This window comes from Dyadobacter sp. CY351 (assembly GCF_021502625.1).
In the GTDB taxonomy this organism is placed as follows: domain Bacteria; phylum Bacteroidota; class Bacteroidia; order Cytophagales; family Spirosomataceae; genus Dyadobacter; species Dyadobacter chenhuakuii.
Genome location: NZ_JAKFFU010000004.1, coordinates 362,776 through 384,332, shown reverse-complemented (window position 1 = coordinate 384,332; position 21,557 = coordinate 362,776). Strand labels below are relative to the sequence as shown.

Genomic DNA, 21,557 nt, shown 5'->3' with positions numbered 1-21,557 from the left:
AAAATTTAGATTAACTGATTACCAAATAATTGCAAATCATTTCCTTGATGTGGTTTTTCTGAGTTTCTGCAAACTTTTCAAAATCTTCATCCGTCATATTGTAAAGCTTCTTGTGAATGGGTTTTCCCAGGAAAATAAATTCAACAGAGCATTTGATCAGCGGCAGCAAGTTTTCGAGTCTGAGCTCCCGGATCGTTCCATTCGCAATGCCCTCTTCCAGCTGGGTTGTAAAATAGGATTCCTGTAATTTTTTGAAAACCGACATGCCAGAGAACAAGCGGTCTGGTTCCTTGTGAATTTCATTCATGATAAAAATCACCATATCAGGCTCATTTTTCATCATATCGAAATCGTTTTCGATCATCTCCGAAATCTTGCTCTTAATGTCAATCCTCTTATTGAGAATTTCGAGCGTGCTGTTAAAATACATATCCAGTACTTCACTGAAAATCTCAAGAAACAGCTTTTCCTTACTTCTGAAATAATAATTCGTCAATGCAATGTTCATATCAGCTTCGCGGGCAATGTCTCTCGACGTCGTTCCATCGAAACCTTTTTTAAGAAAAACCCTTCTTGCCGCCTCCTTAATCTTGTCCTCGCTTTTTTCTCCTATGCACTTCACTTGCTTGTCTTATTTAAGTTTCTGTCAGGTTATTCTAAACCGCACAATGTATTAATACAAACCAAAGGTCTGCAAAAAAATTCCCTCTCACAACTGTTTTAAATAAATAATTTAAACAACCATTTAAAACTATAATTTAAAACTAATATTTATCTGATTAATACAATTCCACCTGTTCACAAGGCGGCTCTTCGCTCAACAGCTCAAAACTTTGCCGGGCAATCTCAAACTCCTCATTTGTAGGCACAACCAGGATTTTCACCCGCGACTCTGCCGAACTTATTTCCTTAATCTCGGATGATTTGATGCGATTTGCATCCTGATCGATTTTTAATCCCAAAAATTCCATATCCCTGCAAACACGCTCCCGCATCTGCGGATCATTCTCGCCTACGCCGGCTGTAAAGATGACTGCGTCGAGACCGTTCAATGTGGCGGCATAGGAACCAATGTATTTTTTAATCCGATAGGCATACATATCCGAGGCGAGTTCCGCATCATAATTGCCCATTTCCAGCAGTTTCCGCACATCGCGCATGTCGCTATGGCCCGTGAGCCCGAGCATTCCGGATTGTTTGTTTAATAAAATATCCATTTCGTCCGGCGTCCTGCGTTCCTGCCTTAGCAAATGCAGGATTACGGAAGGATCAATGTCGCCCGACCTTGTTCCCATGATCAATCCGCTCAAAGGCCCGAAACCCATGCTCGTATCCAGCGACTTGCCGCTATCCACGGCCGTAATGCTGCAACCATTTCCCAAGTGAATGCTGATAATCTTGGCATCCGGCTTGCCCATCCACGCCATCGCTGCAGCACTCACATATTTGTGGCTTGTGCCATGAAATCCGTAAGCGCGGATGCGCATCTCAGCGTAATATTTCTCGGGAATGGCGTAACGAAAGGCATATTCAGGCATGGATTGGTGAAATGCGGTGTCGAAAACGGCGACCTGCTTTGCATTAGGAAATGTTTTTTCCGCAATTTCGATGCATTTGTAATTCACCGGATTATGCAGCGGCGCGAGCGAGAATAAGGAACGGATCTTTTCCTTCACCTCATCCGTCACCATTACAGCAGTTGTAAAATCCTCCCCGCCATGTACCACGCGGTGTCCGACCACTTCTATTTCATTTATGTTTTCAATGATCCCGGTTTCGAAATCAGTGAGCAGCTGCACGACTTTTTGAAGGCCTTCCGCGTGATCTTTTATGAAGAATGTGCTTTCGGTCAGCTTCTCAACGCCGTCTTTCTGCACCTTATGCCGGATAAAGCAGTTTTCTTTTCCAATCCGCTCCACAACCCCTGCACTGAGCGGTTGCTGATCGGGCATTTTGAAAAACTGGTATTTTAGCGAGCTACTGCCCGAATTGATGATGAGAATGTTCATTCTTGCTGACATTGAATGGCGGTGATTACCACGGTGTTGAAAATATCGTCCACGGTGCAGCCGCGGCTCAGATCATTGATGGGCTTGTTCAATCCCTGCAACATCGGCCCGATCGCCAATGCGCCCGTTTCACGCTGAACGGCCTTGTAGGTGTTGTTTCCGGTGTTCAAATCCGGGAAAATCAGCACGCTGGCTTTTCCCGCCACTTCGGAATTAGATAATTTCTGATTGCCCACAATCGGGTCCACCGCAGCGTCATACTGGATCGGCCCTTCGACTTTCAGCTGCGGCGCGCGCTGCTTCACGATGGCTGTCGCTTCCCGCACCCTTTCCACGTCCTCCCCTTCTCCCGACGTTCCCGACGAGTAAGACAACATGGCGATCCGCGGCTCAATGCCAAACCTGGCACTGCTTTCTGCGGAAGAAATGGCAATGTCTGCCAGCTGCGATGCCGTTGGATTCGGGTTAACGGCGCAGTCGCCAAAGATCGCTACGCGGTCGGGCAGGCACATGAAGAAAATAGACGAGACGATGGAAACGCCCGGTTTTGTTTTGATAAACTGCAATGCCGGCCGGATCGTGTGCTGCGTCGTATGCACCGCACCCGACACCATTCCGTCTGCATGACCTTTGTAAACCATCATAGTCCCGAAGTAAGAGACGTCGGTCATCAGGTCGCGCGCCATTTCCTCGTTCACATTTTTATTCTTACGCAGCTCATAAAGTGTCTGCACGTAATCTTCATAATTTTCCGAGTTAGCCGGGTTCACGATTTTGACCACATTCAGGTCCAGATCAATGCCTAGCCTTTTGATAGAAGCCGCAACTTCATTCGGATCACCAAGAATCGTCAGATCAACCACATTCTGGCTGATTAACCTTGCTGCAGCGCGTAAAATCCGGTCGTCGTTTCCTTCCGGCAGCACAATGTGTTTTTTCTGACTTTTGGCCCATTTAACCAACTGATACTGAAACATGTGTGGTGTGATTCCTTCGGGCTGGAATGTGATGATCTTGTCGTCCAGCACCTTCATATCCACATATTTTTCAAAAGTGTCGATAGCCAGCTCTATCTTCTTGGTGTTATCCGCAGTGATCCGCGAATGGATCGCGCCTATGGCCGTAGTCGTGCCGAATGTTCCTTGCTGCACTGCTATGATCGGAATCTGGGTCTGCAAACCTTCGATCAGCCGCATAACAGGCTCTTCCGGAACAGTGCCGGCCGTCAGGACAATGCCTGCAACTTTGGGATAATTGGTAGAAAGATTCGCCTGCAAGGCACCTATCACAATGTCACCCCGGTCCCCCGGCGTAATGATCAGGACATTTTCTTTTATATGGTTTAAAAAATTGGGCAGCATCATTGCGCCCGTCACGTAATTATCAACCTGGCTGGAAAGCAAATGTTCGCCGAATAAAACTTTGGCATCCAGCGCATCCGTGATCTCGCGCATGGTCGGACTTTGCAGCGCCTTTTCCCAGGGAATGACGGTGAGCATAATGTCCGCTGGCAATTGCATCCGAAGCAACTCACGCACATCTTCCACCTGCTCGGCCTTCACGCGGTTGGCCACAATGCCCAGCACCTGCACTTCACGCGATTCGAAATTCCGGAGCACATTCAGCGCCGAGTTGATGATCTGCGCGGTGGATTTATTTTCACCATTAATGATCGTGAGCACAGGTGCGCCCAGATTCTTGGCAATGGCCGCGTTGGATTCAAATTCAAAAGCAATCCCTTCGCCTAAAAAATCGCTTCCTTCAATGACCGTGAAATCATAATCCTCTTCCAGCTTTTTGAACTTGCTGATGATCGTGTTGATCATTTCACCCCAGTTTTCCGATTCGGGATGCTGCAAAACTTCCTGACGGGTGAATGCAAATGTATCCTCGTAAGGAATAGGAAGCGAAAAATGGTTGATAATGGCTTCAATGTGCTTGTCTTTTCGCCCCGGCTCCTGCTGGGAAATAATGGGTTTAAAAAAACCGATCTTTTGCGTTTTGGACAAAAGCATATTCACCAGGCCCAATGCAATCACTGACTTCCCTGCATAAGGCTCGGCGGAAGCGATAAAAATGGTCTTTGTCATAAGGTGTAGCGGAAAAAGCGATAAGAGCTGTGCTTTGGGCAAAAGCTAAAAAATTATTCCAAGGTGTTCCATTCCGCCACTTGCTCCTCCTGCTTCTCCACCAGCCAAACCCTGCTTTCCGGAAACTGCTTTATCATTTGTTTGCTTTTTTCTATTCCCGCAACACTGAATGCCGTTGCGAGTGCATCCGCCACCGTTCCGTCCGGTGAAATTACCGTGGTACGCACGTGAAACAGCAGCCCTATGCCCGTTTTCGGATCCACAATGTGCGAATACCTGATTCCGTTGTATTCCATATAGCGATATGTCGGGCCGGACGTCGCCAGCGCGACATGGGACAAAGGCATTGTTTTGAGGGAATCGCTGCCATTTGAAATGGTAATGTTCCATCCTTTTGTTCCTGGCGGCGGATTGGTGAGGACTATTTTACCCCCCGCATCCATCATGATGGACTTGATACCAAAGCTTCTCAGGACTTTCACCGCTTCCTCGGCTGCAAACCCTTTGCCTAACCCGCCAATGTCCAGCCGCATGCCTTTTTGTGTTAAAAGCACTTTTTTGCGCTTTGCGTCGAGTTTTAATTTCTTATAACCCGTTCTGGACATGGCGTCCCTGATAGCAGAATCGGCGGGGAAAATTCCTTTCCGAGTTGCATGGCGCCACATTTGAACCACTGGCCCCAATGTCGCGTCGAAAGCACCGTCTGTTTTTTCGCTGATATCCTGGCTGATGGCGAGAATGTTGAACAGTTCGTCGCTCACCTGGACCCATTTACCGCTGCCTGACTGCGCCGAGAGCAAGTTTATTTCGCTTCCGTCGCGATAATCGCTTAGTAGTTCATTCAGTTTTTCTATGCGTTTGAATGCTGCCTGTGCTGCGACATTGGCTATGGAGTCGTTTTTTGCATAAAAAACCAACTTGAAAGGAGATCCCATCATGCCTTTTTCGAAACTATACCGGCTTTCCTGGGCACTACAAAAGCTGGCTATTGTACTCAATGCCAAAGCGATCGCCCATTTGTATTTGTTATCTGAAAACTTTACTGCCATTTACTTTGATATGATAAGCTGTATTTTGAATGCTCAAAAGTATTCGATTTGAGATAATAACTGCTTTTTACGGCCGAATGTTGCCATATTGCCTTCCCGCTTACACCATAAAAAAAGGGGTGCAGATCTGAATCCGCACCCCTTTGGGCTATTAATTAGTTCAATATGCTATTATCCAAAGTAATCCGCCATGTGATTCCTGTCTGCATGCTGGTGCGGATGAGAGTCAATCGCGTCCTTAATCATCCCAGCGCCAATAAATGGCAGGGAAATGATGGTTGAAATGATCATCGCAACAAATAAGATCGTCGCGAACAGAAGCTTACCTGAGTAATATATGATGTTGGTGATGAAGTTCATAGCCGTTACTGTTTATGTGATATTTTTCAATGACAAAATTAAATAAATAACCATGCCAGCCTAATTTTATATGATAATTTTCTTATAAATTTAAACATTTAAGGGCTTTTAGGCAGTTTTGACTATGGTAACAAGGCAATTTTTACAATGCTTGTCAAACACATTCGAGGCGCAAGAAAGTATAAGAATAATTTATTCTACAACATACACACCTATAACGCAACATGGCAAAATTTCTCGTCCTGTTTTTCAAGATCCTGTTCGCAGCGATCCTCGCGATTGCGACCATTATTACTGTTGTCATTTTGTCCCCCGCCTGGCTGATCTTCTGGATATGGAAGCAGTTGTCTGAAAAAATTCCGCGCAGCTAAACGAATGCTTCAAGGACTTTTTATATTGCAATCTACTGACGACGAATGCTCCTATGAAACGAAGAAACTTTGTGCGCCTCACATCTGCGGCAGGAATTACCCTGGCTGCATTTCCTCTTTTTAAATGTAATTCCGAGACGAGCAATAGGGAGCCACAGGATCAGGATTCATTTCAATTATCAGAAATGACAGTGGCACAAATGCAGGATGGAATGAAAAAAGGAACATTAACATCCCGCTCCATCACAAAAAGTTACCTGGATCAAATCGAATTACTGGACCGTAACGGCCCGAAAATCAATGCGGTGATCGAGGTGAATCCCGATGCGCTTGCGATTGCAGACGCAATGGACGCGGAGAGGAAAAAAGGAAATGTGCGAGGCCCTATGCACGGAATCCCTGTTTTAATCAAAGACAACATTGATACAAAGGACAAAATGCAGACAACGGCGGGCTCCATTGCGCTAGCCGGTAACATTGCATCATCGGACGCATTTGTCGTGCAGAAAATGCGTGAGGCGGGCGCCGTGATCCTTGGAAAGACCAATATGAGCGAGTGGGCCAATTTTCGCTCTACACGTTCGACGAGCGGATGGAGCAGCCGCGGCGGTCAAACCAAAAATCCATACATCCTGGACCGTTCGCCCTGCGGGTCGAGTTCAGGATCAGGAGCGGCGGTGGCTGCTAACCTCTGCGCAGTAGCTGTGGGCACGGAAACCAATGGCTCCATCGCCTGCCCGGCAGCCATGAACGGCGTTGTAGGCATCAAACCGACTGTGGGGCTCGTGAGCCAGACGGGCATTATCCCGATATCAGCAACGCAGGACACCGCCGGACCACTCGGCCGGACTGTTGCCGATGCGGCTATGCTGCTCGGAGCAATGGTCGGTGCCGATCAGGCCGAGCCGGCAGATACCCGCGTGGATTATGCGCTTTTTAAAGACTTCTCCTCATCGCTTGATGCCAATGGCTTGAAAGGCAAGCGCATTGGAATCGAAAAGGGATTTTTGAAGCAGCACGAAGATGTAGATGCCCTTTTGAAAAAAGCGTTGGACCAGATGAAACAGAAAGGCGCCGTGATTGTGGAGGTCGATTATATGAAGGCCCAAAGTACGGATGGGGCTGAATCTATATTGTTGCAATACGAATTCAAGGATGGACTAAATAAATATCTTTCTAAATCCAATGCGAAGATAAAGTCGCTCGAAGCGCTCATTGCATTCAACAAAGCAAATGCAGAGAAAGCAATGCCCTATTTTCAGCAGGAATTACTTGAAATTTCCCAAACGAGAGGTGATCTGGAATCAAAAGAATATCAGGATGCCCGCCAGAAAATATTGAATGTAAGAGTGGAATTAAACCGGCTTTTCGAATCCGAAAAACTGGATGCCTTATGTGGCCCGGCGACTGGCCCGGCCTGGTGTAATGATCTGGTAAATGGTGATTTCTGGACGGGATACGGCGGCTATGGACCTGCTGCTATCTCGGGATTTCCTTCTGTGACCGTTCCTATGGGTTCAGTGGACGAGCTTCCGATCGGGATCTCGTTTCTGGGAAAAGCTTATGGAGAAGCGGACCTGATCCGCATGGCCTATGCGTACGAGCAGGCCTCTAAAAACAGAATTGCCCCCAAGTTTTTGAAAACACTCGGGGGCTGAGATATGAGAAGGTTTATGTTACCGTGCTAAATACAATTCGTAGATAGACCCTTTCTGGCCTAAAAACTGATTGGCTTCCTGCTGGGAATAAATGCTCAGGCCCAGCTCATAAAAATCTTCAAACTGATTGTAAGGATAAGGAGTAAATTTCACCTTGTCCGGGAAAAGCATGGACGTAACCACATTCTCCTGCAAGGCACGCCGGATCTGCGACATAGGGACCACGAGGCCCAGCAAAAGAAATATCATTAAAGGATAGGCCACTTTTTGCTTGTACCAATGCGGATGCTCTTTGATCCAGGTGGAAAAACCTTGCAGGATAAAAAGCGAAAGTAAAGTCAAAACCGGTGTATTTCCTCTCAGGAACCAGTCGTTCCATTTACCCATTCTCACCAGCGAAATCAGGATAAGGAGCATAAACAATGCTACTATGATGTCCCGGTTAATGTTTTTATGAAGGTTCAGGATGAACACAATGCCGATCAGCACGCCCAGATCAATGACCACACCGAAGAAATAGTGAAATGCGATCTCGTTCAAAGGGTTGAACTGCCATATAAAACCTGCGATCACCGAACTTTTACCAGACAAGAAATAGAAGAAAGTCGGGATGAAGATCAGGCCGGGAACCAGAATGTCAATCAGCACCTGACGTTGGAAAAATGCTTTGATATCCCTGCCATAACGCAGCAGGATAAGCATTGAGAAAATGATCACAAAAACGATCGAAGGGAAAATCCCCCAGATAAAAATGGCGATCACCGCCAGGAAGCTGCGTTCGGGCTTTTTCAAATACACATAATCATGGAAGAGAATGGACGAAACAATGATGATCGGGATTAGCTGGTTAGGCGCCCATTGCGCCTGATAAAGCACGGGCCAGATTTCTGTGAAAAACGGGGGCACGTGATAATTGAGACCTATTAACCTCAAAGTAACCACTTTCACTAAATGCCCTATGCCTCCCAGCGAAAGGAACAGCACGAGCGACAGATAACTTTTTCCCGTAAAAATGAATATCCAGCAAAACCCGAGAAACAGGCCCAGAGAAGCCCACAGATAAAGCGCTATTCCAGATAATTCGCCCAGCATTTTGGAGATCAGCGCGGGAACCAGGAAAAAGCCGAAATAATGACAAGCATAACGGCCATTTGCCTTAAATAAAACCGGCCAGGAATGATTGAAGAGCGTGTAGTATTTTGAATTATGTGCCCAGTAATCAAATGCCTGGAAGCAAAATCCCCCTATCCCTGAGAATGCAATAATGAGCAAGGAAATAACGGATATCTGAACCAGCTGCTTGCTGCTGAGTTCGGCCAGATTGTTTTTTTCGAGGCGATAATTGTAAACGAAAATGCAGATGATCGCCAGCGCAAGCATAACGGACAAAGGCAACCGAAACCATCCCAGCGAAAAAATCAGGTTAGGCAAAAGAAGGTAGCCCAAACTTAAATTGCGTAGTAGCGTTGTTTTCATTTGAAATTTCCGGCAAACAAAATGTAAAAGATGGTGTGGAGAAGGCCAAAAAGGCATATTAAAGCTCTCGAAAACTTCGGGCTTTTGAAAACGCAGTTAGCAAACGGCAAACAAAACATTCTTACTAGTTGTAAAATCGGGATCAAATTTGTTCTAATTTTTATTCAAATCCAATGCATCCGGCACAAATAATGGAAATAATGTAGTATAAGTTCTATCAGCAAGTAACCCCTTCGTTTCCGCTCCTTTTGAAGGCATAAGAACCATATCCTACAATGAACAGAAGAATATTTGTAAAAGGGGCGGCTGCTGGAATCTGCACATTACCCATCACCTCAGCGCTCGCATTCAGCACTGTAACCAAGAAGATACAAAAAATGCCGGAATGGTTGGATACGCTGGTAAAACAAAATGATATCGGTGTAGAGGCGATCAGAAAATTGCAGATTAAGGATGCTGCAAACCCCGCATATGGTGGCCTGATGGACGCTTTTGACGTTGTTAATCCACACACCACATCCGCACTGATCCAGGCAGGCGGCAATGCAATCTCGTCTTCGAACTCCCGCTTTTTTCAATCGCCGGAATTACTGGCTGATATGGACCTGGCAGCATTATATCTTGTCAAAACGCAGCATGCGGATGGAACCATTGATTTGCTTTCCACCAATTTTCATTCGACGCCGGATACAGGATTTCTCGTGAAGCGCCTCGCAACCGCATATACGCTCATTCAGAAATCAGGGACGAAAGGTTCTAAAAAAATGCTAGCAAACCTTAAAACCTTCCTGATTCGCGGCGGAAACGCATTGTCGGTCGGTGGGATCCACACGCCCAATCACAGATGGGTGGTGTGTGCGGCGCTGGCCAGGCTCAACTCGCTCTGGCCCGATCCCAAGTATGTGGCCAGGGCGGAAGAATGGCTCGGTGAACACATTGATATGGATCAGGATGGGCAATACAATGAAAAAAGCACTTTTATTTATTCCTCACTGACCGATCGGCTGCTTATCACGATTGCGAATGGCTTCAACAAACCGGAACTGTTGGACAACGTACGGAAGAACCTGGATATGACGATGTTTTACGTTCATCCGAATGGCGAAATCGTTACCGATGCGTCAGGTCGGCAGGATAAGGCATTAATAGGGACATTGGAAAACTATTATTATCCTTATCGCTATCTGGCTTTGAAGGATCAAAACGGTGGTTATGCAGCAATGTGCCAGATGATTGAAAAGACGGCCGGCCTTAAAATCGGCGGTTTCCTGGACTATTACCTCGCCGACCAGACATTATGGAAAGACTTGCCCGCTCCCAAGCCGCTGCCGGTTAACTATGTCAAAACTTTCCCAAATTCGGGCCTCGTCCGCATCCGCCGGGGAAACTGGGACAGCACATTGATCGCCAACAACCCTACCTGGTTTACATTCATGAAAGGAAATGCGGTTTTGCAGGGCGTGCGACTGGCCTCTTCGTTTTTTGGCAAAGGTCAGTTTCAGTCGGAGCAAATTGATGAGCATGGAAAAACCTGGGAACTTATTCAGACATTGGAAGGACCTTATTACCAACCCTATCCCAAAGATTTTATTGCCAAAGACGGAGACTGGGAGAAAATGCCGCGCCTCTTCCGGCCTGTTAGTGAAGTGCAGACCCTGGAAACAAAAATCCTGATCAGCGAAACGGATAATGGCATGCAGATCGAGATCCAAACCTCCGGCACTGAACGCGTCCCGTTGGCTCTTGAACTTATTTTCAGGCCGGGCGGAACATTCACCGGGCTTACCCAGATTGAAAAAGCCAAAGATTCGTGGCTGCTGAAAGAAGGGACCGGGAGTTATAGCTTGAATGGTGACACCATTTCTTTTGGACCGGGAATTGGCTTGCACAAAAACATTGCCTTACGCGGCGCGCTCCCACTCGTGGAAGCGCCCACTGTGTTCCTGACCGGCTTTACACCTTTCAAACATATCATCCGCTTTTCGTAACACCTTCTTCCATTTAAAACCGAATTTTGTTCTAAGAAAAAAAAACTAATTCACTTACTGGCAAGTATTTAATATCGTGATTATTCGTTAAATTTGATTTTACCCTCCCCTGTTTTCTGGCGCTGGAAATTTAACCTGTCACGTTATGCTGAAGAGGTTTATAATACTCATTTTGGTGCTCGTCTCGCAAAACACCCTTGCGAATCAGATCCTGATCCCGATGGATCACACGCAGACAAATCACTTGAAGGCTTATGGCCTCGCGTACATGTTGCTGAACGGGGAAATTGACGTTGACTGGCTGCTTAACTACCGGGGCGGGGGTTTCAAAGTGGCTTACAGCAAGTCCATTGAGAATGAATGCAAGCTCCGCGCTGTTTCCTATGAAGTGCTATCCGAATCCGCCAGCGCGCAGATTGTGAGCCAGATCAGTGATCCGAACGTGAATATGGATCTGATCAAGCTGCATAAGGCCGCTAAAATCGCCGTTTATTCACCGATTAAAATCAGCCCGTCTGAGTTCGAGAATACGGATGCTGTTTTACTGGTTTTGAAATATGCCGAGATTCCTTTTGAAGTCATTTACGATGAAGAAATCCTGAAAGGCGACCTGCCGAAATACGACTGGCTGCATTTGCATCACGAAGATTTCACAGGGCAGTTTGGCAAAAGTCTGCGACGGACCACTCCCGCAGATGTGAAAGCGCAGGAAGCCATCGCGAGCCGGTTTGGTTTTGCCAAAGTGCCGCAAATGAAGCTGGCCGTTGCAAAAGCGATAAAGGAATTCTGTGCAGGCGGCGGGTTCCTGTTTGCCATGTGCTCAGGCGCAGAGACTTTCGACATTGCATTAGCAGCCGAGGGCATTGATATTGTCGACAATATGGATGGCGACGGCGTCGATCCTGACGCACAGTCCAGGCTCGATTTTGAAAAAACATTCGCATTCCAGAATTTCAAACTGGCGCTGGATGAATATGAAGGGATGACATTTTCCGACATCAATTCCTCCGCAGGAGGTTTTCGCAGCTGGGGCGAAGAAGGAGCCTATTTTTCGTTATTTGATTTTTCTGCCAAATGGGACGTAATACCGGCCATGCTTGTTCAGAATCATGAACATCTTATCAGGGAATTTATGGGTCAGACTTTTGCATTCTCAAAAAAAACCGTCAAACCGAGCGTACTCGTGATGGGAACAGCAGCTTCTTCGGATCGCTACATCTATGGCGAACTCGGCCGTGGACAATGGACATTCTATGGTGGTCACGATCCCGAAGGACGCGGCGGAGGCGGTCGCAGAATGCCCACGGACCTGAATCTTTATCCCAATTCGCCAGGTTACCGATTGATATTAAACAATGTATTGTTCCCGTCGGCACGGAAGAAGAAGCGAAAAACCTGAGACCTGATAATCCCGGTATTAACAGGATCAAATTGACTTGCTACAACGCCAATTCCATTTTGATATCTGCGCGCTTAAAGTTGTGACCGGTTAGCGGCACTTCAACAAAACCCAGCTTCCTGTAAAGATTAATGCCTGCTGCTGAGCCTTTTTTGTTGGAATAAAGAATGATTTTTTGCGCTCCTAAATCGCGCGCTTTTTCAATGATCGCATTACCCAGCAGATCTCCGATTTTTTTGCCTCGCATTTCTTTCGAAACAGTCATTTTACTCATTTCCAACGTGCCCGGCTCGCCTTGTTTCAATGCGCATGTCCCGGCAACTTCGTTTTGGTAAAGCGCTATTAGTATGGCACCACCGTCTTTCAAATAATAGTTTTCGGGATCGTCAAGGACTTTTTCATCCTCCGGCTCCACTTCATATGCTTCTGATATCCATGCATAATTCAAATCGTAAAATGCCTTTGCATGGGCGGGATTGTAATCTATGATTTTGATTGCCGAGTTCGTTTCCTCCTGGCTCAAAAGGCCCTCTTTTTTTGATGGATACTCTTTTTCGTCCATGGCTGGTACAGGGTTATTCGCTGTATTTTAGTGATGTCAAAAATTTTATTCATTATTTCAAATATCCAACGATCAATCCACCCGCTCTGCCAGACGCGCCAGGCCCTCCTACCATTTCTTGCAGCGTTTTGTAGTCCTGCATTTGCTGTTGATGCTTGGCTCCGCCGGGTAGGATTTTCTTTAATTCGCTGACCAGCTGATTCTCATTTAGTTCATCCTGGATCAACTCCCTAACCGCCTCTTTGTCTAAAATAAGATTAACCAGCGAGATGAAAGGCACGCGGATGAGGCGCTTGGCGATGGCATAGGAGAATGTGCTCGTTTTGTAGCAAACCACTTCGGGAACACTGAATAAGGCGGTTTCCAGAGTTGCTGTGCCGGAAGTTACCAATGCAGCATCCGCAATGTTCAGCAAATCATAGGTGGATTCGTACACAATGATGGCGTTGTGAGCTGCAATGTATTTTTCGTACAATGTTTGGGGCAAATTGCTTACGCCAGCAATGACGAATTGATGATCCGGGAAATGGGGCTGAACAGTCAGCATAATGTCCAGCATGCCAATGATTTCCTGCTGCCTGCTGCCCGGCAGTAATGCTATGACAGGCTTATCGTCTTCCAGATTGTTCTTTTGCTTAAAGTCAGGATCGGGCTTGAATGCTGCGATTGCGTCCATCAGCGGATTGCCGACGTAATCTACTTTGTAATCGAATTTTTTGTAAAAATCAATTTCAAAGGGAAAGATCACGAACATATGATCTACATTCTGTTTGATCTTTAATGCCCGCTTCTGATTCCAGGCCCACACTTTGGGAGAAATGTAGTAGAAAACCTTCAAGCCTTTTGACTTCGCAAATGACGCAATGCGCAGATTGAAGCCCGGGTAGTCGATCAGGATCAATGCATCCGGCTTGTGTGCAAGGATATCGGCTTTACATTTTTTAAGAAAACCAGAAATTTTGTGCAGGTTGAGCGCAACTTCCAGAAAACCCATGAAAGCAGTGTCCTTATAATGTGTAACCAGTTCCATGCCCGAGGCCGCCATCATATCCCCTCCCCAGCCACGGAACTGCGCATCAGGATCATTTTCACGGATTCCACCAATGAGGTTGGAACCATGCAAATCTCCCGAACGCTCTCCGGCAATGAGGTAATATTTCATCTGGACTAGTCAGTTGGCGCTTATTCGCCGTAATACTCTACGAAATTCTTTGGCGTTTCAACCAGCTTAATGTAATGCAGCTTGGACTGCGGGGATGCGGCAGCGATGGCAGGCGCAAGGATATTCCATATTTCGGTTACAAAAATTTCACAGGAAGCCATTTTGCCCTGCATAAAATCAACATCCAAATTGAGATTTTTATGGTCCACTTTGTCCACCACTTTCTCTTTCACAATGTCACCCAGCACCTTTAAATCGATCACGAATCCCGTGTCCGGATCCGGCTTTCCTTTTACAGTAACAATCAGCTCAAAATTGTGTCCGTGCCAGTTGTTGTTAGCACATGGCCCAAACACTTCCTGGTTTTTTTCCTCAGACCATGCCGGATTGAAAAGACGGTGGGCTGCGTTAAAATGCTCTTTTCTTGTTACGTAAATCATAAATCTTCTTCTCCCTTAATAAATAGGGTACAAAATTACATCTTGTATCCGTAGTTTTGCAGCTTAACAAGAGGATAATAATAAAAATCACATATATCTCTCCCATGATTATCGTAACAGGTGCAGCCGGATTCATTGGCAGCGGGCTTATCAGCCGACTAAATAAGGACGGTTTCAAAAGCATTATCGCAGTCGATGATTTTTCTAAAATCGAGAAAGCAGAAAATCTTGCAGGAAAAACAATTCAGGAAAAAGTGGAAAGAACTTCGCTTTTCGACTGGCTTGATCAAAACAACCGGGATGTTGAATTCATCTTTCACATCGGCGCACGGACTGATACGACAGAATTTGACAGGGATATTTTTGAGGAGCTGAATGTGAGTTATTCCAAGCAGATCTGGGAGAAATGCGTTGCTTACCAGATTCCGCTTGTATATGCTTCGTCAGCAGCCACTTACGGACTTGGCGAGCACGGTTACGATGATAACGAATCAACATTATCACAGCTTAAACCGCTGAATCCATATGGCGACTCTAAGAATGAGTTTGATATCTGGGCATTACAACAGGAGAAAAAGCCATTTTTCTGGGCAGGATTGAAATTTTTCAATGTATACGGCCCGAATGAATATCACAAAGGAAGGATGGCTTCCGTAGTTATGCATGCCTTTAATCAGATCAATAAAACGGAGAAAATGAAGCTTTTCCGCTCGCATAACCCCGATTTCCAGGACGGCGAGCAAATGCGTGATTTTATTTATGTAAAAGACCTGATCGACGTTTGCATTTTCTTCATGCATCACCGCAAAAACTCCGGAATCTATAACCTTGGAAGCGGCCGCGCCCGGACATTCAAAGACCTGGTAACAAGCACATTCAATGCAATGGACAAGCCGGTTGACATTTCGTATATAGACACTCCGGAAGATATCAGGGATAAATATCAGTATTTCACGCAGGCCAATATGAGCAAACTTCGCTCCATCGGTTTCACACGTCCTTTTACCTCATTGGAAGAAGGAATTGATGACTATGTGAAGAACTATCTTTCGGCGGGAGCTTACCTATAAATCCGCATTTTTGTGTATTTTTGATGTTCTCAATAAACTCAATCCCCGTTCTCTGTGTTACTATTAAACGAAACACAGTGTGATAATAATTAGACTATGAGCAAAGAAGATGAATTGTTGGAGGAAATCACCAGTTCGGAATACAAATATGGTTTTGTAACTGATATTGAAGCAGATGAAGCTCCTATGGGGCTGAATGATGATATTGTCAGGTTTATCTCAGCCAAAAAAAATGAACCGGAGTGGATGCTTGCGTGGCGTTTGAAAGCTTATCATTTGTGGCTTACTATGGCTGAACCCAAGTGGCCTAACGTACATTATCCAAAAATCGATTTTCAGGCAATCAAATATTATTCGGCGCCTAAAAAGAAAAAGCAGGTTGACAGTCTGGATGACATTGATCCGGAATTGCGCGACACTTTTGAGCGTCTGGGAATTTCCCTTAACGAGCAAAAGAGACTTTCAGGCGTTTCCATCGCGGTTGATGCCGTTATGGACTCCGAATCGGTTTTTACAACATTTAAAGAATCGCTGAAAGAAAAGGGAATTATATTCTGCTCCATCAGCGAAGCTATTCGTGAACATCCTGCACTGGTTCAGAAATATCTGGGATCGGTTGTTCCGCCGAAAGACAACTATTATGCAGCATTGAATTCTGCTGTATTCTCTGATGGTTCATTTGTTTACATTCCAAAAGGCGTTCGTTGCCCGATGGAGCTTTCCACTTACTTCCGTATCAATGCTGCGGGAACCGGACAGTTTGAGCGTACGCTGATTATCGGTGATGCTGATAGCCACGTAAGTTATCTAGAAGGCTGTACAGCGCCGATGCGTGATGAAAACCAGCTGCACGCAGCTGTTGTGGAAATCTTCGCACACGAGAATGCAAATGTCAAATATTCAACTGTTCAAAACTGGTATCCGGGCGATAAAGACGGAAAAGGCGGGATTTACAACTTTGTAACCAAACGCGGTCTTTGTGACGGTGCTGGCTCAAAAATCTCATGGACGCAGGTTGAAACCGGTTCGGCGATCACGTGGAAATATCCATCGGTGATCCTGAAAGGCGATAATTCAATTGGTGAATTTTACTCTGTTGCGGTTACTAATAACATGCAGCAAGCTGATACGGGGACGAAAATGATCCATATCGGTAAGAATACGAAGAGCCGTATCGTTTCAAAAGGTATTTCAGCCGGTAAGAGCCAGAATTCATACAGAGGACTCGTGCAGGTTTTCAAGAAAGCCGAAAAAGCACGTAACTTCTCGCAATGTGATTCCCTGTTATTGGGTGACAAATGCGGAGCGCATACATTCCCATACATTGAAGTAAGCAACCCTTCCGCAACTGTGGAACACGAAGCAACCACTTCGAAGATCGGTGAAGACATTCTTTTTTACTGTAATCAACGCGGAATTCCTACCGAGCAGGCGGTTGCATTGATTGTTAATGGTTACGCAAAAGAAGTGCTGAACCAGCTTCCGATGGAGTTTGCAGTGGAAGCACAGAAATTACTGGAAATCAGTTTGGAAGGCAGCGTAGGTTGATGCTGTAACCCAACTTTTTATACGATTGCATTACAAAAGCCTTTGATACGTCAGAGGCTTTTTGTATTTTATTGACCTCAAGAAAATATTCGCCACTAAACCATTATATGACGCACGTTCCGCAACTGATTGTCGACCTTTCATTAATACTCACGATGGCGGGTATCATTACCCTTATTTTCAAAAAATTAAAACAGCCCATCGTTTTAGGTTACATATTGGCTGGATTGCTTGTAGGTCCTAATTTCAACTTATTTCCAACCATCACTGACATTAAAACCATTGAGATATGGGCTGAGATTGGTGTGATTTTCCTGCTTTTCAACTTAGGTCTCGAATTTAGTTTTAAAAAACTGGTCAAGGTCGGCAATACAGCCGCTATAACGGGTTTGTTTGAAGTAGGAATGATGCTGGCCACCGGTTTTACGACGGGCCAGCTGCTGGGATGGAGCAAAACAGACAGTCTTTTTCTGGGTGGGATCATCGCGATTTCCTCCACCACGATCATATTCAGGGCTTTTGATGAACTAGGGTTAAAAACACAGAAATTCACCCGCGTCGTGCTGGGCATCCTGGTGATCGAGGATTTGACGGCAGTGCTGCTCATGGTGTTACTTTCCACGCTTTCTATCAGTCAGCAATTTGCTGGGATGGAGCTGTTACAATCTATCCTCAAACTATTCTTCTTCCTGACATTATGGTTTTTGGGCGGCATATTTGTGTTTCCCACGCTTCTCAGGCGTTACAGAAAGCTAATGAACGACGAGAGCGTCCTTATCACCTCTGTGGCATTATGCTTTGGGATGGTTTTTCTGGTAACGCAGGCGGGCTTTTCGGCAGCGCTTGGCGCGTTCATCATGGGTTCGATCCTGGCTGAAACTACCCATGCCGAAAAGATCGAGCATTTGTTGAAACCATTGAAAGATCTTTTTGGTGCGGTGTTCTTTATATCGGTCGGAATGCTGATTAATCCAGGCCTGCTGGTGGAATATGCATTGCCGACAGCCATCCTGGTTTTGGTTGTGATTTTAGGTAAAACAACATTCGTTTCACTGGGCGCCATCATTTCGGGACAGCCACTCAAAAATTCATTGCAGTCCGGAATGAGCATGTCGCAGATCGGTGAATTTTCATTCATTATTGCCAACCTGGGACTTTCGCTGAGCGTAACAAGCAGTTTTCTTTATCCGATTGCGGTGGGGGTTTCTGTCATCACCACATTTACGACGCCTTACATGATGAAAGCCTCCGAACCGCTTTCAGAATGGCTCGAAAAACGGCTGCCGGAGCGGTGGAAACATTATCTGAACAGATATAGCACCAGCACCGAAACGATTGTCCAGACCACGCATTGGAACCAGATCCTGAAATCCTATTCACAAACGGTTATACTAAATTCGGTGGTGATCATCGGGATTGTTATGGCCTCCTCGCGTCAGCTCGCGGATCAATTGCATACCAGGGTTCCGGAAACTTACATTACCAATGCCGTATTGTTTGGCATTACATTTCTTTTGATTTCTCCATTCCTATGGGCGCTCATTTTCAAAAGATCCAATAGGAAAGCTTATTCAGCGATCTGGTTAAGCCGGAAATTCAGCCGCGGCCCGTTGCTGTTGCTAGAACTTTCACGCGTGCTGATTGCTATTTTATTAATGGGTTTTCTGCTCAACTCCTTTTTTGCTACGCCCACCGCGCTGGCCGTAGCCGGCGGGATTATGATCCTGGGTTTTGCAATTTTTTATCAAAGATTACAAACCTTTTACACCCGCATTGAAGAGCGCTTTTTGCAAAATTTAAATGCAAGACAGCTGGAAGGAAGTGGAAAATCCAAAATGATATTGCTGCCCTGGGACGCGCATTTTGCGTTTCTGGAAGTGAGCGCCGATTCCTCTCTTATTGGCAAAACTTTGCAGGAATTAAAGATCAGGGAAAATTTTGGGATCAATGTTGTGCTGATCGAGCGCGGCAGTAAAACGATTTATCTCCCCCGCCCTACCGAAGTGCTGTATCCCTGTGACCGCATCGAAGTTATCGGGACGGACGACCAGCTGGATATCTTCCGGGGGCATATTGAGGTGAGCACGAATGGGGACGTCTATATGGCGCACGAAGACAGCATTGTGCTGGAACGCGTGGAAGTGAGAAGCGAGTATCAGATCCGTGGAAAAAGTATCCGAAGCAGTCAAATCAGGGAAAAAACGCGTGGGATGATTGTAGGGCTGGAAAGAAACGGCGAGCGCATCCTCAACCCCGATTCGTCGATGATCATTGAAAACGATGATGTATTGTGGATTGCAGGAGAAAAAGATCTGATCAAAGAATTTGTCAGAACAAAATCAGCGAACAGCGACGAAGAAATCCCCGCCCTGTCCTGAATTGCCTATGCTTTAAGCAATCCCTGCAAGCCGCCCGTGTGCACGGCAACGATTGTAGTGCCTTTTGGAAAATGATTTTTACGGATCAGATCAAAAAGCCCGAAGAACATTTTAGCCGTGTAAACCTGTTCGAGCTGGATGCCAAATTCGTCCTTAAAATTCTGCATGAACGCGATAAGCTCCGGGTTCCATTTGGCATAGCCTCCAAAATGGTAATCTGTAAAGAGCTGTAAACTTCCGGATGAATGTTGGTTGCTTAACAGCATGCTAATGTCATTTTTCAAAAATTCCCCGCCTTTTAATGCTGAAAAAGCAAGCACGTTTGCGCCAGCAGATAGCAGTCCGGCTGCTGTTCCGCCCGTGCCCGCAGCAACGGCAAAGTAATTAGCGGTTTTAGCCAGTTGCACATTTACTTCCGGCACCATTTCCGCCACGCCCTGCAATGCTAATGTGGAAGTACCGCCTTCCGGGACTATAAAAGGATGATCAAACTTTGTAGCGAGATCCAGCAGATAATTATCCGAGCTCCTCAGCTTGTATTCCGACCGCGATACGAAATACAGCTGCATTCCTTGATTCTGGCAAAATAGCAATGTGGGCGAAAGCTTTTCTGCTAATTCTTCGCCCCTTACAACGCCGATTGTTTCAAAACCCAAGGCATTACCCGCAGCCGCAGTGGCATACAAGTGATTGGAAAACGCACCGCCGAATGTCAGAATGCGTGTATATCCCTGGCTGCTGGCTTCGAGCAAATTGTATTTCAGCTTCCGCCATTTGTTACCGGACACCGTCGGATGGATCAGGTCATCACGCTTGATGTACAACGTTATACCGGCAGCTTCCGTCATGACATTGGAAAGTCTCTCTATCGGGGTGGGGAGCACGGCACTTATTAAATCCACTTATTTTGATAATTTTGTTTATAATAAATGACCATTTCGAATGTCCGAAGACCATATTGAGATTGCCTCAGAAGAAGATGATTTGTTTGAACATTACAGGATTGTTGCTGACAAAGGCCAGGGATTGATCAGGCTGGACAAATATCTGAGCTTACATGTCGCAAATGCTTCGCGGACAAAAATACAAAATGGAATTGATGCGGAAGCCGTAAAGGTGAATGGGCTGGTTACCAAAGCGAGTTATAAAGTAAAGCCGCTGGATGTCATTACCCTTTCCCTCCCAGAGCCGCCGCGCGATACGGAGATTATTCCCGAAAACATTCCGCTTGACATTATTTATGAAGATGAAGTGCTTCTGATTGTTAATAAGCCAACCGGCATGGTTGTTCACCCGGCATTCGGAAACTGGTCGGGAACGCTGATTAATGCATTGGTTTATCACTTTCAGCAACTGCCCACAGGTAGAAATGGCGAAGGACGGCCGGGATTGGTTCACCGCATTGATAAAGACACCTCTGGCCTGCTTGTTATTGCAAAAACCGAATTTGCGATGACGTTTTTAGCCAAACAATTTTCGGATCACACCATTGAGCGGACCTACAACGCTTTGATTTGGGGAGAGCCCAAGGAGCAATCAGGAACTATAACCGGAAACGTTGGGCGGAGTGCAAAAGATCGTCGTGTAATGGACGTCTTCCCCGATGGAAGCCAGGGGAAGCATGCGATCACGCATTACAAGACCATCCAATCCTTTCACTACGTCACACTTGTTCAATGTAACCTTGAAACGGGCCGTACGCACCAGATCAGGGCACATATGAAGCACATTGGCCATCCGATTTTTAATGACACCACTTACGGCGGCGACAAAATCCTGCGCGGGCCGTCAAATGGCAGTTATAAAGCCATGGTAACAAATCTTTTTGATCTGCTGCCTGGCCAGGCACTGCACGCAAAGTCCCTGGGATTTGTACATCCTGCCACAAGGCAATGGATGCAATTTGACACCGAACTTCCCAAAAACTTTCAGGCAATTCTAGAAAAGTGGGAAATCTATACGAACAATCAGTAGGAAATTGTATCTTCTAAACTCTT

The 21,557-nt window shown here is 45.9% G+C and carries 18 protein-coding genes; 8 read left to right on the top strand and 10 right to left on the bottom strand.

Features of this window, described 5'->3' with window-relative positions; genetic code table 11:
* Positions 1–10: 10 nt before the first annotated feature.
* The 5 genes from L0660_RS10790 to L0660_RS10770 all read right to left on the bottom strand — a co-directional run bounded on the left by L0660_RS10790 (position 11) and on the right by L0660_RS10770 (position 5,508).
* Positions 11–622, bottom strand: a complete 612-nt coding sequence (locus L0660_RS10790) for a TetR/AcrR family transcriptional regulator (RefSeq protein WP_235159473.1) — start codon at positions 620–622, stop codon at positions 11–13.
* 157 nt (positions 623–779) lie between these two features.
* A complete protein-coding gene (locus L0660_RS10785) occupies positions 780–2,009 on the bottom strand; it encodes an acetate/propionate family kinase (RefSeq protein ID WP_235159472.1) in 1,230 nt (409 codons plus the stop codon).
* Positions 2,006–4,099: a phosphate acetyltransferase gene (gene pta, locus L0660_RS10780; RefSeq protein ID WP_233796991.1), complete on the bottom strand. Its 2,094-nt coding sequence runs from the start codon at positions 4,097–4,099 to the stop codon at positions 2,006–2,008. Before pta ends, L0660_RS10785 begins: the two co-directional genes overlap by 4 nt.
* A gap of 53 nt (positions 4,100–4,152) precedes the next feature.
* On the bottom strand, positions 4,153–5,148 hold the full coding sequence (locus L0660_RS10775) for an FAD:protein FMN transferase (protein ID WP_235159471.1): 996 nt from the start codon (positions 5,146–5,148) through the stop codon (positions 4,153–4,155).
* 171 nt (positions 5,149–5,319) lie between these two features.
* Entirely contained in the window at positions 5,320–5,508 is a 189-nt protein-coding gene (locus L0660_RS10770; RefSeq protein ID WP_026631695.1) for a hypothetical protein, read from the bottom strand.
* Positions 5,509–5,732: 224 nt separating this feature from the next.
* Between L0660_RS10770 and L0660_RS10765 the strand changes: the two genes are divergently transcribed.
* A complete protein-coding gene (locus L0660_RS10765) occupies positions 5,733–5,879 on the top strand; it encodes a hypothetical protein (RefSeq protein WP_233796993.1) in 147 nt (48 codons plus the stop codon).
* A 53-nt stretch (positions 5,880–5,932) separates the two neighbouring features.
* Positions 5,933–7,537 (top strand): amidase, encoded by a 1,605-nt coding sequence (locus L0660_RS10760; RefSeq protein ID WP_235159470.1) that lies wholly within the window; start codon positions 5,933–5,935, stop codon positions 7,535–7,537.
* Positions 7,538–7,555: 18 nt separating this feature from the next.
* Here the strand turns inward: L0660_RS10760 and L0660_RS10755 are convergent, their stop codons facing one another.
* Positions 7,556–9,013 (bottom strand): hypothetical protein, encoded by a 1,458-nt coding sequence (locus tag L0660_RS10755; RefSeq protein ID WP_235159469.1) that lies wholly within the window; start codon positions 9,011–9,013, stop codon positions 7,556–7,558.
* A gap of 275 nt (positions 9,014–9,288) precedes the next feature.
* Here L0660_RS10755 and L0660_RS10750 point away from each other — a divergent pair, with 275 nt between their 5' ends.
* Together L0660_RS10750 and L0660_RS10745 are read left to right on the top strand one after the other, a co-directional pair.
* Positions 9,289–11,001, top strand: coding sequence for a hypothetical protein (locus L0660_RS10750; protein WP_235159468.1), 1,713 nt, complete (start codon positions 9,289–9,291; stop codon positions 10,999–11,001).
* Between the two features lie 145 nt (positions 11,002–11,146).
* Positions 11,147–12,400 (top strand): asparagine synthetase B, encoded by a 1,254-nt coding sequence (locus tag L0660_RS10745; RefSeq protein ID WP_235159467.1) that lies wholly within the window; start codon positions 11,147–11,149, stop codon positions 12,398–12,400.
* A gap of 40 nt (positions 12,401–12,440) precedes the next feature.
* Here the strand turns inward: L0660_RS10745 and L0660_RS10740 are convergent, their stop codons facing one another.
* From L0660_RS10740 to L0660_RS10730, 3 genes are read right to left on the bottom strand one after another with little or no spacing between them, the layout of a single operon-like run.
* A complete protein-coding gene (locus tag L0660_RS10740; protein WP_235159466.1) occupies positions 12,441–12,962 on the bottom strand; it encodes a GNAT family N-acetyltransferase in 522 nt (173 codons plus the stop codon).
* Positions 12,963–13,014: 52 nt separating this feature from the next.
* The gene (gene lpxB, locus L0660_RS10735; protein WP_235159465.1) at positions 13,015–14,124 is read right to left on the bottom strand and encodes a lipid-A-disaccharide synthase; all 1,110 of its coding nucleotides are present in this window, start codon (positions 14,122–14,124) and stop codon (positions 13,015–13,017) included.
* A gap of 20 nt (positions 14,125–14,144) precedes the next feature.
* Complete coding sequence (locus tag L0660_RS10730; protein ID WP_233797002.1) at positions 14,145–14,564, bottom strand: 6-carboxytetrahydropterin synthase; 420 nt, start codon at positions 14,562–14,564, stop codon at positions 14,145–14,147.
* A gap of 104 nt (positions 14,565–14,668) precedes the next feature.
* Here L0660_RS10730 and rfaD point away from each other — a divergent pair, with 104 nt between their 5' ends.
* The 3 genes from rfaD (at position 14,669) to L0660_RS10715 (ending at position 19,560) form a co-directional block, all read left to right on the top strand.
* Positions 14,669–15,634 carry an ADP-glyceromanno-heptose 6-epimerase gene (gene rfaD / locus L0660_RS10725; protein WP_235159464.1) on the top strand — a complete coding sequence of 322 codons (966 nt, stop codon included), beginning with the start codon at positions 14,669–14,671 and terminating at the stop codon, positions 15,632–15,634.
* Between the two features lie 96 nt (positions 15,635–15,730).
* Positions 15,731–17,182, top strand: coding sequence for a Fe-S cluster assembly protein SufB (sufB, locus tag L0660_RS10720; RefSeq protein ID WP_026631702.1), 1,452 nt, complete (start codon positions 15,731–15,733; stop codon positions 17,180–17,182).
* A 107-nt stretch (positions 17,183–17,289) separates the two neighbouring features.
* A complete protein-coding gene (locus tag L0660_RS10715; RefSeq protein ID WP_233797004.1) occupies positions 17,290–19,560 on the top strand; it encodes a cation:proton antiporter in 2,271 nt (756 codons plus the stop codon).
* Between the two features lie 5 nt (positions 19,561–19,565).
* On the opposite strand, the gene L0660_RS10710 is transcribed toward L0660_RS10715, so the two are convergent.
* Positions 19,566–20,462, bottom strand: coding sequence for a 1-aminocyclopropane-1-carboxylate deaminase/D-cysteine desulfhydrase (locus L0660_RS10710; RefSeq protein WP_235159463.1), 897 nt, complete (start codon positions 20,460–20,462; stop codon positions 19,566–19,568).
* 40 nt (positions 20,463–20,502) lie between these two features.
* Here L0660_RS10710 and L0660_RS10705 point away from each other — a divergent pair, with 40 nt between their 5' ends.
* A complete protein-coding gene (locus L0660_RS10705; RefSeq protein WP_235159462.1) occupies positions 20,503–21,534 on the top strand; it encodes an RluA family pseudouridine synthase in 1,032 nt (343 codons plus the stop codon).
* Positions 21,535–21,557: the final 23 nt, after the last annotated feature.

Excerpts from the sequence above, each read along its gene's own strand:
- L0660_RS10765 (WP_233796993.1), top strand. The coding sequence starts at position 5,733 with ATGGCAAAATTTCTCGTCCTGTTTTTCAAGATCCTGTTCGCAGCGATC.
- L0660_RS10715 (WP_233797004.1), top strand. The coding sequence starts at position 17,290 with ATGACGCACGTTCCGCAACTGATTGTCGACCTTTCATTAATACTCACG.
- L0660_RS10775 (WP_235159471.1), bottom strand. The coding sequence starts at position 5,148 with ATGGCAGTAAAGTTTTCAGATAACAAATACAAATGGGCGATCGCTTTG.
- pta (WP_233796991.1), bottom strand. The coding sequence starts at position 4,099 with ATGACAAAGACCATTTTTATCGCTTCCGCCGAGCCTTATGCAGGGAAG.
- L0660_RS10755 (WP_235159469.1), bottom strand. The coding sequence starts at position 9,013 with ATGAAAACAACGCTACTACGCAATTTAAGTTTGGGCTACCTTCTTTTG.
- L0660_RS10785 (WP_235159472.1), bottom strand. The coding sequence starts at position 2,009 with ATGAACATTCTCATCATCAATTCGGGCAGTAGCTCGCTAAAATACCAG.
- L0660_RS10730 (WP_233797002.1), bottom strand. The coding sequence starts at position 14,564 with ATGATTTACGTAACAAGAAAAGAGCATTTTAACGCAGCCCACCGTCTT.
- L0660_RS10760 (WP_235159470.1), top strand. The coding sequence starts at position 5,933 with ATGAAACGAAGAAACTTTGTGCGCCTCACATCTGCGGCAGGAATTACC.
- sufB (WP_026631702.1), top strand. The coding sequence starts at position 15,731 with ATGAGCAAAGAAGATGAATTGTTGGAGGAAATCACCAGTTCGGAATAC.
- rfaD (WP_235159464.1), top strand. The coding sequence starts at position 14,669 with ATGATTATCGTAACAGGTGCAGCCGGATTCATTGGCAGCGGGCTTATC.
- L0660_RS10705 (WP_235159462.1), top strand. The coding sequence starts at position 20,503 with ATGTCCGAAGACCATATTGAGATTGCCTCAGAAGAAGATGATTTGTTT.
- L0660_RS10745 (WP_235159467.1), top strand. The coding sequence starts at position 11,147 with ATGCTGAAGAGGTTTATAATACTCATTTTGGTGCTCGTCTCGCAAAAC.
- lpxB (WP_235159465.1), bottom strand. The coding sequence starts at position 14,124 with ATGAAATATTACCTCATTGCCGGAGAGCGTTCGGGAGATTTGCATGGT.
- L0660_RS10770 (WP_026631695.1), bottom strand. The coding sequence starts at position 5,508 with ATGAACTTCATCACCAACATCATATATTACTCAGGTAAGCTTCTGTTC.
- L0660_RS10750 (WP_235159468.1), top strand. The coding sequence starts at position 9,289 with ATGAACAGAAGAATATTTGTAAAAGGGGCGGCTGCTGGAATCTGCACA.
- L0660_RS10740 (WP_235159466.1), bottom strand. The coding sequence starts at position 12,962 with ATGGACGAAAAAGAGTATCCATCAAAAAAAGAGGGCCTTTTGAGCCAG.